Source organism: Pseudomonas monsensis (assembly GCF_014268495.2).
GTDB classification, from domain to species: domain Bacteria; phylum Pseudomonadota; class Gammaproteobacteria; order Pseudomonadales; family Pseudomonadaceae; genus Aquipseudomonas; species Aquipseudomonas monsensis.
The window spans coordinates 128,199-140,962 of the sequence record NZ_CP077087.1; the positions used below are offsets into that span (position 1 = coordinate 128,199).

At 62.1% G+C, this 12,764-nt stretch carries 9 protein-coding genes; 8 read left to right on the plus strand and 1 reads right to left on the minus strand.

Going from position 1 to position 12,764, the window contains the following annotated elements:
- Positions 1–97: 97 nt before the first annotated feature.
- The 5 genes from HV782_RS00590 to HV782_RS28505 all read left to right on the plus strand — a co-directional run bounded on the left by HV782_RS00590 (position 98) and on the right by HV782_RS28505 (position 7,150).
- On the plus strand, positions 98–1,102 hold the full coding sequence (locus HV782_RS00590; protein ID WP_186743873.1) for an asparaginase: 1,005 nt from the start codon (positions 98–100) through the stop codon (positions 1,100–1,102).
- Between the two features lie 167 nt (positions 1,103–1,269).
- The gene (locus HV782_RS00595; protein WP_123469967.1) at positions 1,270–2,265 is read left to right on the plus strand and encodes an AraC family transcriptional regulator; all 996 of its coding nucleotides are present in this window, start codon (positions 1,270–1,272) and stop codon (positions 2,263–2,265) included.
- Between the two features lie 198 nt (positions 2,266–2,463).
- The gene (locus tag HV782_RS00600; RefSeq protein WP_186743871.1) at positions 2,464–3,489 is read left to right on the plus strand and encodes a histone deacetylase family protein; all 1,026 of its coding nucleotides are present in this window, start codon (positions 2,464–2,466) and stop codon (positions 3,487–3,489) included.
- On the plus strand, positions 3,486–4,586 hold the full coding sequence (locus HV782_RS00605) for a polyamine ABC transporter substrate-binding protein (protein ID WP_128613613.1): 1,101 nt from the start codon (positions 3,486–3,488) through the stop codon (positions 4,584–4,586). Before HV782_RS00600 ends, HV782_RS00605 begins: the two co-directional genes overlap by 4 nt.
- A gap of 143 nt (positions 4,587–4,729) precedes the next feature.
- Entirely contained in the window at positions 4,730–7,150 is a 2,421-nt protein-coding gene (locus HV782_RS28505) for a dermonecrotic toxin domain-containing protein (protein WP_225931046.1), read from the plus strand.
- Positions 7,151–9,288: 2,138 nt separating this feature from the next.
- Here HV782_RS28505 and pdxR read toward each other — a convergent pair.
- Positions 9,289–10,842, minus strand: a complete 1,554-nt coding sequence (gene pdxR / locus HV782_RS00615; protein WP_186743868.1) for a MocR-like pyridoxine biosynthesis transcription factor PdxR — start codon at positions 10,840–10,842, stop codon at positions 9,289–9,291.
- 92 nt (positions 10,843–10,934) lie between these two features.
- On the opposite strand from pdxR, the gene HV782_RS00620 reads away from it, so the two are divergent.
- The 3 genes from HV782_RS00620 to HV782_RS00630 are packed head-to-tail and all read left to right on the plus strand — an operon-like array spanning position 10,935 to position 12,699.
- Positions 10,935–11,558: an FMN-binding negative transcriptional regulator gene (locus HV782_RS00620; protein ID WP_186743866.1), complete on the plus strand. Its 624-nt coding sequence runs from the start codon at positions 10,935–10,937 to the stop codon at positions 11,556–11,558.
- Between the two features lie 10 nt (positions 11,559–11,568).
- Entirely contained in the window at positions 11,569–12,015 is a 447-nt protein-coding gene (locus HV782_RS00625; protein WP_128613610.1) for a GNAT family N-acetyltransferase, read from the plus strand.
- Positions 12,016–12,027: 12 nt separating this feature from the next.
- Entirely contained in the window at positions 12,028–12,699 is a 672-nt protein-coding gene (locus HV782_RS00630) for a GNAT family N-acetyltransferase (protein ID WP_123469983.1), read from the plus strand.
- The last annotated feature ends 65 nt before the right edge of the window (positions 12,700–12,764 follow it).

Below are 12,764 nucleotides of genomic sequence, written 5' to 3' on the forward strand. Positions count from 1 at the left end.
CGATAGCGGTTGATCAGTCAACATTAATGTTGAATGGGATGCCCCCTTCGCGAGCCGGCTCGCTCCCACAAGGACCTCATCCTTTCGGAGAATCCCCATGAATTCGTCGACCTACCCCGCCGCTCAACACGTCATGGTGCTCTACACCGGGGGCACCATCGGCATGCAGGCCAGTGCCAACGGCCTGGCTCCGGCGTCCGGTTTCGAAGCCCGCATGCGCGACTACCTGCACAGCCAACCCGAGCTGGTGGTGCCGCAGTGGCGCTTCCGGGAAATGTCGCCGCTGATCGACAGCGCCAACATGACCCCGGCCTATTGGCAGCAACTGCGTGAAGCGGTGGTCGATGCCGTGGACGTGCAAGGCTGCGACAGCGTGCTGATCCTGCACGGCACCGACACCCTGGCCTACAGCGCCGCCGCGATGAGTTTCCAGTTGCTCGGCCTCCACGCACGCGTGTGCTTCACCGGCTCCATGCTGCCGGCGGGCGTCACTGACAGCGACGCCTGGGAAAACCTCAGTGGCGCGCTGGTCGCCCTCGGCCAGGGCCTGGCGCCAGGCGTGCACCTGTACTTCCACGGCGAACTGCTGGCCCCGACCCGCTGCGCGAAAGTACGCAGCTTCGGCCGGCATCCGTTCAAGCGCCTGGAACGTCAGGGTGGCGGCGTGAAAGCTACGGCGATCCCCGCAGCGCTGAACTACAACCAGCCCAGACAATTGGCGAATGTCGCGGTGCTGCCGCTGTTCCCCGGCATCAGCGCCGGGATTGTCGACGGCCTGCTCGACGGCGGCATCCAGGGCCTGGTGCTGGAATGCTACGGCAGCGGCACCGGTCCGAGCGACAACGCCGAGTTCCTCGCCAGCCTCGGCCGTGCGCGGGATAAAGGTGTGGTGGTGGTCGCGGTCACGCAGTGCCATGAAGGCGGCGTCGAGCTGGACGTTTACGAGGCCGGCAGCCGCTTGCGTGGCGTGGGCGTGTTGTCCGGTGGCGGCATGACCCGCGAGGCGGCGTTCGGCAAGTTGCAGGCGCTGCTCGGTGCCGGTCTGGAAACGGCTGAAGTGCGGCGTCTGATCGAACTCGACCTCTGCGGCGAACTGATCTGACACAACGCAATACCCTGTAGGAGTGAGCCTGCTCGCGATAGCGGTCTGTCAGTAAACCCTGGGGTGACTGACAGACCGCTATCGCGAGCAGGCTCACTCCTGCATTTTGATCGTTGTCCGGCATGCAACTTGCTGCGCTCCAGCCATCCCCAAGGCTGGAAGATCCTATGCTGCACTCCCACCTCACCACCCTCAACGCCGTCTCGCTGGTGCTTAACACCTTCAAGGATCAGGGCCTGTCCAGTGACGCCCTGCTCACGGGCAGCGGCATCAGTGCGGCGGATCTGGCCCGCGCCGACACGCGCATCACCACCAATCAGGAAATGCAGGTCTGCGCCAACGCCGTGGCCCTCAAGCATGACATCGGCCTCGAACTGGGCCGGCGCATGCACGTGTCCTGCTACGGCATCCTCGGTTACGCACTGCTGACCTGTGCCACCTTCGGTGACGCTTTGCGTCTGGCGATCCGTTATCCGGCGCTGCTGGGAACACTTTTTGAACTGAGTCTGGAAGAGGATGGCGAGCGGGTCTGGTTCGTCGCCGCCGATTATCGCGAGAGCCCGGCGATGGCGGTGTTCAATGCCGAGTTCTGCCTGGTGTCGCTGAAGGTGATTTGCGACGACCTGCTCGGACATCCACTACCGCTGCTGGCGACGCGATTCGAGCATGATGCGCCGGACTATCGCGACAGTTATGCCGAACACTTCGCCAGTGCGCTGCACTTCGCTGCCAAGGACAACGCCTTCGCGTTCGACCGCCGCTGGCTCGAGCAACCACTGCCGCTGGCCGACGTCATCACCCATCAGGCGATGGCTGAACGTTGCCGCAAGCAGAACCTTGAATTCACCGGGCGTCAGGCGTGGCTGGGGCGCATCCGCCACTTGCTCAGCACCCAGCTGAATGCCGCGCCGGGACTGGAAGGCCTGGCCCACCAGATGAAGTGTTCGCCACGCACCCTGCGCCGCCACCTCAAGGACATGGGCAGCAGTTATCAGGAGTTGCTGGATGAGCTGCGTTTCGAGCGCGCCAAGCAGATGTTGTGTGAGGATCAGTTGCCGATCTACCGCATCGCCGAAACTCTGGGCTTCAGCGAGACCGCGAGTTTTCGCCATGCCTTCGTGCGCTGGAGCGGCGTGGCGCCGAGCCAGTTCAGACCCCACTGAGCCCCCCCCTGCAGGCTCACTCCCACAAGGATGTTGTATTTCCTGCCCATGACAGGTGCAAACCTGCATCAGCAAGGGGCGAATTGCGGTCAGACCTTTTGGCCATAACGATCCCCTTTTGGCCTTTTCTGCCGTTCTCCGATTCGCCGCGCGCCGCAACACTGGAGGCCACCGAACCAGCCCTGCGGAGAACAACAAATGCTGACGATCTACTCGGACGATCACCACCTGCACCATGGTCGCTGTGAACTCATCGACGGCCAGCTCAAGCCATGCTTTGAAATGCCCTCACGCGCTGACCACGTGTTGCAACGGGTGCAGAACCAGCACCTTGGCCCGGTCGAGGCGCCGAAGGACTTTGGCCTGGAGCCGATCACACGCATCCACAGCCGCGATTACCTCGACTTCTTCAAAGGCGCATGGGAGCGCTGGACTGAATTCAACACCGACGGCGATCTGCTGCCCTACACCTGGCCGGCGCGCACGCTGCGGCAGATCAAACCGACCAGCCTGCACGGCCAACTCGGCTATTACAGCTTCGACGGCGGCGCACCGATCACCGCGGGCACCTGGCAAGCGGCCTACAGCGCAGCGCAAGTGGCGCTGACTGCCCAGGCGGAAATCCAGCGCGGGGCACGCAGTGCCTTCGCCCTGTGCCGTCCACCGGGACACCACGCTGCCAGCGACTTGATGGGCGGTTATTGCTACCTCAACAACGCGGCCATCGCCGCTCAGGCGTTCCTCGACCAGGGGCACCAAAAGGTCGCGATCCTCGACGTCGACTACCACCACGGTAACGGCACCCAGTCGATTTTCTATGAGCGCAGCGACGTGCTGTTCACTTCGATTCACGGCCACCCGGAAGCCGAGTTTCCGTTCTTCCTCGGCTACGACGATGAACGCGGCGAAGGCGCAGGTGTTGGCTTCAACTTCAATTACCCGCTGCCCGCCGGTTCCGGCTGGGACGTGTGGAGCGCGGCACTGGACCAGGCCTGCAACGAGATCGAGCGCTACGGCGCCGACATCATTGTGGTCTCGCTGGGCGTCGATACCTTCAAGGACGACCCGATCTCGCAATTCAAACTCGACAGCCCGGATTACCTGGCGATGGGCAAACGCATCGCCGCCCTCGGCAAACCGACCCTGTTCGTCATGGAGGGTGGTTACGCGGTGGAAGAAATCGGCATCAACGCGGTGAACGTGCTGGAAGGGTTTGAACAATGAACCGACTCAAGCATTTCATCGCGCCAGCCCTGTGCGCGGCGCTGCTGAGCAGCGCAGCCCACGCTGAAGAACGCACCTTGCGCGTCTACAACTGGTTCGACTACATCACGCCCAAGGCCCTGGAAGACTTCAAGACGCAGAACGCCCAGACCAAACTGGTCTACGACATCTTCGACACCAACGAAGCGCTGGAAGCCAAGCTGCTGACCGGTAACTCCGGCTACGACGTGGTGGTGCCGTCCAACGTGTTCCTCGCCAAGCAGATCGAGGCCGGCGTATTCCAGCCGCTGGATCGCAGCAAACTGCCGAACTGGAATCACCTCGATCCGAAATTGATGAAGCTGATCGAAGCCAACGATCCGGGCAATAAATTTGCCGTGCCTTACATGTACGGCACCATCCTGATCGGCTTCAACCCGGCCAAGGTCAAAGCTGCGCTGGGCGACAATGCGCCGGTGGACAGCTGGGACCTGATTTTCAAGGAAGACAACATCAGCAAACTCAAGCAGTGCGGCGTCGCCCTGCTCGACTCGCCGTCGGAGATTCTGCCGCTGGCCCTGCAACACCTGGGTCTTGATCCGAACAGCAAGAACCCGGCCGACTATGCAAAAGCCGAAGCCTTGCTGATGAAGATCCGGCCCTACGTGACCTACTTCCACTCGTCCAAGTACATGGCCGATATCGCCAACGGTGACATCTGCGTCGCCGTCGGTTATTCCGGCAGCTTCTCGCAAGCGGCCAACCGGGCGAAGGAAGCGAAGAACGGCGTGGTGGTCGACATGCGCCTGCCGAAGGAAGGCGCACCGATCTGGTTCGACATGCTCGCCATTCCCAAGGGAGCGAAGAACACCGAGGACGCCTACACCTTCATCAACTACCTGTTGCAGCCGCAAGTGATTGCGCCGGTCAGCGACTTTGTCGGTTACCCGAACCCGAACAAGGACGCCACCGAACAGGTCGATCCGGCTATTCGCAACAACCCCAATCTGTACCCGACCGACGCCGCCATGAACACGCTGTACACCCTGCAACCACTGCCGCGCGACGCCGAACGGGCACGCACCCGGGCGTGGACGAAGATCAAGTCCGGCACCTGACACAACGTTGCTGACGGAGACCCGCCCTTGCGGGTCTTTTTTTGCCCGCAAGCTTTATGTACCGCACACCGGTGCGATGGGCCTTTTATCTTGCGCTGACTCGCCGCCCATGCCGGGCGCCCCAAACAGAGCAGGACTTGCCCATGACCGAACCCTCCTTACCCAGCGCCGTTGAAGTGATAACGCAACTGGTGACCGGCCCGTCGCCGTGCGAAGTTGCGACCCGGGCGTTGCAACCCGCGCTGAAAGCACTGTACCCGACGCTGGACATCGACCCGCAACTGGCGATGGTGGTGACCCCCTCCTGGCTCATCGCCGACGACCAGGTGATCGCGGGCGCCAGTCACAGCGAATCGCTCACCGATGTGCTGGTACGGCTCGGCCTGTCCGGAACCACGGTGACGTATCTCGAGGGCGAGCACTTTCTCACCTTGCAGCCTGGCGTCCCCGTGTCACTCCAGTTGCCGGTAAAGATCGATGCCATCGGCGCCCTGCTCAACGAACTGGCCCCGCTGCTGTTCATCGCCTACAAAGAACAACAGGTCGAATACTGGGACGAATTCACCAGCCCCGGACAGCCGCGCTGGCTGCAATTGTCCGATGCCTTGCGCAACCTGTGGAACGTCGACGCCAGCCTTGGCTGGGATGCCGACCTGCAGGCCATGGCGCACAGGGTTTTCCAGCAGCCGGACAAACGCCAGCGGCTGCCCGGCGATCCCTACAAGACACGCGCCTGCCTGATCGACCTCGACCACAGTGCCGAGGCCGAACGCGGTCACATGGCCCGGCTCGACACAGCCGTGTTGATCGGTACCGCGGCAGAACGCAGCCTGATCATCAGCTACTCGGTGATCAATGGATTTCAGCGCTTCGATTCGCTGGATGAGTTCGCCGACACCCTGCCGCGCCGTTTCGGGCGCAACAGCACCAGTGCCGAGCTCAAGTGGCGGCTGTTCGAGCCCGACGGCAATTTTTTCGATCATCAGGCCTGCAGCCTGATTGCACTGGAGGCTGATGCGCTGGGGCAGATCAACTTCTTCGATGGCTCGACCGAATACAACCTCTACCCACACGCCGGTACTGCGGGCAATCATCAGCAACCCACGCCACGCCTCAAACCGCATATGGAACGCCTGCAACCGTTGTTGCCCTCGTGGCTGAACACCGCATCCCCCGCCGATCAGTCCAGCTACAGCCGGCATCTGCTGGACCTGACCACCGTGCAGCATGCCAACAATGGCAAAACCTTTCAGAGTGAAGTGGACAGCCTGCAGACCTTCACCCGCGATGCCCTGAGCCGGGCAATGCTCAAGGACCATCCCACAGCAGCTGATGTGAACATTGATGACATCCAGGTCAGCATCACCAGCGTGGTGGTCTGGGGCACATTCGTTCTGCCGGGCAATACGCAGACCCGGACCCTGTCGCTCCTCGAACTGGCCCTGCAGAACCTGGCGGGCCTGCCATTGGGCAACAAGACCGTGAGCGCCAGGGACGGCAGCGCATTGCCGGCGTGGATGAGCGTGGCTTACCTGGAAAACCTGGTCAGCACCGTCGACATCGGCAGGACCTACCCGGCGTACCTGAAAGCGCGGCTGGTCGATGACATTGCGCAGGCGCACACCCTGCAAGCGCTCTACACCCGCCAGTTGTGCATCGAACTGCCGCTGCTGGCGTTGCAAAACAAAATTCTTGGCAAGGCCGGTATCGACGAGCAGGGTTACCGCTATGTACTCGCCGCCCTCGGCAGCACTGCCGGCGAGCGTCGGGTCGATGGACTGGACATTGTCATCCGGCCATTGGCATTCGTTGCCCACCGCAGCAGTTCAGGCGCGGACACCGTGCAGAACATGTTCGTCATCGGCCCGCGCGTGGCCGGTTCAGGCCCCTGCGTGTTGTATCGGCCATTGTTTGAAACGGCACTGCTCCAATACCCCGGCCACGCCAACCTGTTGTATGCGATCCAGCATTCGCAACATCTGCGTGAGTCGGTACTGGCCTGGCTGCCGGACGATGTACGGTTCAATTACAGCCAGTTTGTGTTCACCGCCAGACTGCCTTCGGTGTGGACGATTCCGCAGTTGCTGGTCAATCCGGTGACGCCCCTGGACATGTCACGCCCCGTCGAACTGGGCACCACGCTTATCGAAAACGATGCACTGGAGACCCTGTACGCCAGCAACGTCCAGGCGCTTATCACCCAGGCGGATCGTCAGTCGGTCTCCGACGCAGAAGCACGCTGGGCCACGCTCAAGCAGGGTGGCTGGATGCTGTTCAATGCGGCGCTGCCGTTTCTTGGGCGCAGCGTCGGAACGGCAGCATGGATCTGGCAAATCATGGACGACCTGCAGGAAGTCAGCGACGTCGCCAATCAAGCATCCGGCGAGGTCGCCTGGTCGGCACTGGCCGATATTCTCCTCGCGCTGGGGGATGGTGCTGGCCCATCGCGCGGCGGTCGGCGACAAGCCCCAGACGCAATCTATCAGCGCACCGGAAGAACCCACGCAAGTCCCGAAACCCGTCCCGCAAGCGCTCAAACCGCAGCGTTTGCCGGATGTGATTGACGACGATCCTCTGCCCGCCCGTGAGACTTCACTCAACACCCCTGCGGCTTTGAAACGCTCACCGACAGCGCTGGCATCGTTGCTCGACCGTTTCAAAGTCACCCGGCCCGAAGACCTCGGCACGCCCCACAGCTCAGGGCCATACAGATCGCTGTATGCCCACGGTACGAAATGGTACGCGCCCGTCGGCCAGCGCTGGTTTGAAGTGCAGATCAACGACAACGAAGACATTCAGGTGATCGACTCGCGCCAGCAGCCACCTCGCGCCGGCCCGGTGCTGGCCCGCACCGTCAATGGCCAATGGATCATCGACCTGCGCTTGCGCCTGCGCGGTGGCGGCCTGAGCAGGCGTCAGCGAGAAGCCCGGGAAAGACGGCAGGCGCAAGCCAAGGCACTGAACACGGAAATCGAAGCGTTCGACCTGACCATGCCGGACAAACGTACCCGTCTCCTGGCCGCGCGCGCCGCGCTGCAAGAAGCATTGCCCGAGGCCCGTGAGGGGCAACGCCAGCCATACCTTGATGTCCTCGACGCGCAAAGTCGGGAGTACGGGGCCATGATCGAGAAGCTCAAGGCCCTGGAGCTGATAGAGCCCGAGCCGGCCTTTCGCGGGCTGATGATTCAACGTCTGGAAATGCAGATATTCCTGATACTGGAGTGGCTCAACGAACACTCCGCGACCTATCAAGTCAGCGTCAAGTCAACGATGGACATGATGGCCGCCAACCCCGACACCGAATCGTCGGCGTTTATCCTGGCCTGCGAACGCATGACCGGACAGACCCAAGGCATCATCGAGAAAATGGAAGCGGTCGAGTCGCGGCTCGAAGAATTGCAACGGCTCGGCAAAGAGGGTGTCGAGCGGGTCAACAAATATCGCAAGGGCGTGCCCGATTACAATCTGGACAACATGAAGTTGTTGCAGATCAGTCTCGGCCAGGAAATCTGCGTCCGACCCGGCACGTCAGCGATTCACGCCGACGCCCGGCAGATGCTCGAAGCCCTGATCGAGGACGCCGCCCTGAATATTCAGAGTTCACTGAATCTGACCAGCGACGAAAGCCTGACCAACCTGCGCGAGCGGACCGAAACCCTGAGCAATCTTTCCGAGCAATTTGCTTCGGTCGATCAGCGCTTCGTCGATTTTGCCGCCGAATTCCCTGAGCAGCTCGACAACGACCGGCTGAACCACGTGCGTGCGCGCACGCTTGAGTTCAAGGTGCGCACGGACGAACGACTGGCCGACCTGCTGCGCAACAAACACTTGCTGGAGCCAATACCTGACCCGTCGAAACCGACGGCCTCATGGAGCCGCAAGATCATCAAAACCAGATTCAAGGGCACCCTCGTCGGCGAACCGGTGACCGGCACAGAGGCAGATTCCGCTCATCTGGTGGCAGTACGAGGCGAGCTGACGGGGGTCATCGCGACCTTCCATGAGAAATCCCCAGGTGAGTGGGTCGAACACCTTTCGCCGAAACCGACGCCAGCCAGAACCACGCCCAATCTTGCGAAAAGCGTCGAGGCCGGTCAGGCCCTGATCGACGGACTGGCGCTGTTCCGGCGACGTACCGAGGCGCTCATCAATCGGGCGCAACGCATTCCGGTGGAGATCGAAGAAATCTACCATCAGCACGCCGCCCGTTTACGCAATGCCGGCGAAGCGATCGACGAGGCGCTGACGGCCAGCAATCAGACCGTCGACTCAAAGCGGCCGACGCAAGCCCTCGGTCACGCCCTGAGCGAAGCCGCGACAGCCCTGTACGCAAAGGGTACGAATGCGCGTATTCAGATGATCAAACAACAACCGCCGACCGCGGCCCGCGTGGAATGGCTCCGGCACAAAAACGAAGTGAAGATCACGCAAACCGTCAAACGCCGCCGGCTCAAAGGGCGAGCCAAAGACTTTCTGGATGAATATGAAGTGCGCGATGCAAAAGCCGGCAAGGTGTTGTGGTACGCGCATTTCCATTACGCGAAAGGCGCTGACGCGGTTGGCCGCTTCACCGCGGCACACATGAAAACCGTCCGGCAACGACGGCTGGGAGGCGCGTTCTATCGGCAAGGCAACAGCACTCAGGACCTGATCGCAATCTACCGCAGCGAAATCAGCAACCCGCTGGCGCAAAGCCTGTTTTTCACCCCAGCCACGCCTGGCGCAGGCGCATCAGTGCCGCTCTGATGGCCGGCTCCGGAACGGCGGCGAAGCCCAGCACCAGACCGGCGCGGCGATCGGCTGGCGTCGTCGAGTCGGGCAACCAATAGCTGCTCAAACCGTTGATCTCCACATCCGCGCGTGCCGCCTGCTCGACCAACTGCTGCTCGCGCGCGATGCTCTCCACCGCCACCGTCAAGTGCAGCCCGGCCGAGACCGCCGGCAGCGCACCCACCCCGGGAATGCCCGACGGCCAGCCATCGAGCAGCGTATTGCGGCGGTTGAGCGCGGCGCGGCGCATGCGCCGGATGTGTCGCTGGAAATGCCCGGCGGCCATGAATTCGGCCATCACCGCTTGAGTACTCACCTCGGAATGCCGGACATCCACCGCCCGGCGTTGCGAGAACGCGTCCACCAGCCCGGGAGGCAAGACCAGATAACCAAGGCGCAACGCCGGAAATGCGACTTTGCCAAAGGTACCGACGTACAACACGCGGCCCTGCCGATCGAGTGCTGCCAAGGGCGCCAAAGGTGCGCCGGTGTAACGGTACTCGCCGTCATAGTCATCCTCGACGATCCAGCCCTGATTGCGTTCGGCCCACGCCAGCAACTCCAGACGCCTCGCCAGGCTCATCACTACGCCGGTCGGGTATTGATGGGAGGGCGTCACGTAAGCCACGCGACAATCGCTGAGCCCGGCCATCGCCGCACAGTCGATGCCTTCACTGTCCACCGCCACGCCGTGCAATTGCGCCCCGGCCACAGCGAACGCATGACCCGCCGCGCGATAGCCGGGATTCTCGATCGCGACACCGTCGCCCGGCTCTACCAGCAACTGTGCACAAAGACTGATGCCCTGCTGGGCGCCACTGGTGATCACAATTTGTTCAGCCGAACACTGCATGCCACGGGAGCTGCGCAAATAAGCGGCAATCATCCCGCGCAAACGCGCATCGCCGGCCGGGTCGCCGTAGCACAGCTGCTGAAGATCCGGTTTGCGCCAGAAAGCCGCGTTCAGCTTGGCCCAGACCTCGAAGGGAAACAGATCGAACGCCGGCACACCCACGCGAAATGCACGCGGCGGACCACTGGGCGGACGCGGTAAATGGTTCTTTTCGAGGCGCGAAAATGTCGCGCTGTGGATAACGTTACTGGATGAAACCACAGGCAAATCCAGCCAATTTGTGGATAAGGCTGTGGGTAAGCCTGTTGACAACCCTGTGGATACTTTTGTGGATAGTTTTTTTGCCGAGCTCAGCGACTGAGCCAGTTGCGCCACGTAGGTACCGTCGCCGACTCGTCCTTCAATAAAGCCTTCGGCATACAGCTGATCATAGGCCCGCACCACACTGTTGCGGGAAATCCCCAGTGCTGACGCCAGATCCCGGCTCGCCAGCAATCGCGTGCCGCTGGCCAGCCGGCCATCGAGTACCCGCAGACGCAGGGCCTGGTAGAGCTGGCGGCTCAAGCCCAGGCGGCGATCCAGCTCGATACCGGCGGGATTGAATGGCATGGACAGCGGCGGCGAAACGGACATGGCAATGGACCTGTGAAATTGGCCGTTAATGGCTCTTACAACAGTCCAATAGCCTGCCTACGATGCTGGCATTCGCCAAGGAAAATCTCGCCATGTACACGCCCAAAGCCTTTGCCATCGACGAGCTGTCGCAACTGCACGAACTGATCCTCGCCACCCGCCTCGCCATTCTGGTGAGCCACGGCACCAACGGCCTGCAAGCCAGCCATGTACCGGTGCTGCTGCATCGCGAACAGGGTGAGTTCGGTACGCTGTACGGACACCTGGCCAAAGCCAATCCCCAGTGGAAAGACCTGCGCGACGGTGCCGAGGCCATGCTGATCTTTGCCGGCGCCGATGCTTACGTGAGCCCGGGCTTCTACCCCAGCAAGGCCGAACACGGCAAAGTCGTGCCGACCTGGAATTATGTCGCCGTGCACGCCTACGGCCGCGCCGAAACCTTCAGCGACGGCGGACGCCTGCTCGACATCGTCAGCACCCTCACCGACCGCCATGAGGCTGGCCGCGCACAACCCTGGTCGGTGGCCGACGCGCCGGCCGATTACATCGACGGCATGCTCAAGGCCATCGTCGGTTTTGCCATTCCCGTCGACCGCCTCGAAGGCAAGCGCAAGCTCAGCCAGAACCGCAGCGCTGACGATATCGCCGGCGTGCGCGAAGGCCTGGCCGCCAGTCCCGAAGTCAACGATCAAACCCTCGCCCAACTGATGCGCTAAGGAAATCACCATGAGTCAGATCGAGATACGCCCCGTCACCGCTGGCGATCACGCCGCGTGGCTGCCGCTGTGGCAGGCTTACCTGAGGTTCTACAACACCGAACTGCCGGACACGGTGACGCAAAGCACCTGGCAGCGCTTTCTCGACCCGGGCGAACCCACCCACGCGGCATTGGCCTGGGCCGACGGCAAGGCGGTGGGCATGGTGCATTACATTTATCATCGTTCGAACTGGAGCATCGAAAACTCCTGCTACCTGCAGGACTTGCTGGTGGTGCCGCAAGTCCGCGGCACCGGCGTCGGTCGTCTGCTGATCGAACACGTCTACGCCACGGCCAAGGCCGACGGTTGCTGCAAAGTCCACTGGCTGACCCATGAAACCAACGCCACCGCGATCCAGCTCTACGAGCGCATCGCCGAACGCCCGGGCTTCATCCAGTTTCGCAAAGCCCTTTAAGGAGACGCACGCATGACCGCTTCACTCGCTGACTGGAAAGGCGTCCCCGCCCCCACCGCCACCCTGCTCGAGGGCCGCTTCATTCGCCTGGAAAGACTCGACCCGGCGCGCCACGGTGACCAACTGTTCGCCGCCCTCGAAGGCCCCGGTGCCGACCCCAAACTCTGGGATTATTTACCCTACGGCCCATTCCCGGAGCGCACAGCGTTCGACGCATGGCTGAACAACCACGCGGCCGCCAGCGACCCGTACTTCTTCAGCGTCGTTGATCGCGCCAGCGGTCAGGTGCAAGGCCTCCTCAGCCTGATGTCGATCGTCCCGGCCCAGGGCCGCATCGAAATCGGTCACGTCACCTTCGGTGCGCCGATGCAGCGTTCACCGAAAAGCACCGAGGCGGTTTTCCTGCTGGCCAAGTATTCCTTCGAGCTGGGTTATCGCCGCCTCGAATGGAAGTGCAACAACAGCAACGCCCGCTCCAGATACGCTGCCGAGCGCCTGGGCTTCAGCTTCGAAGGCGTGTTCCGCCAGCACATGGTGGTCAAGGGCCAGAACCGCGACACCGCGTGGTATTCGATTCTGGATGGAGAGTGGCCGGCGATCGCGGCAGGGTTCGAGCAGTGGCTGGCGGATGAAAATCAGACGCCAGACGGGCAGGTAAAAGGCTTGGTGGAATGCCGTTCCTGATTGCTTGAAAACAAACGATCGCAGCCCGCGACAGCGCCTGCAGGGTGTATTTGAATCCCATGCAG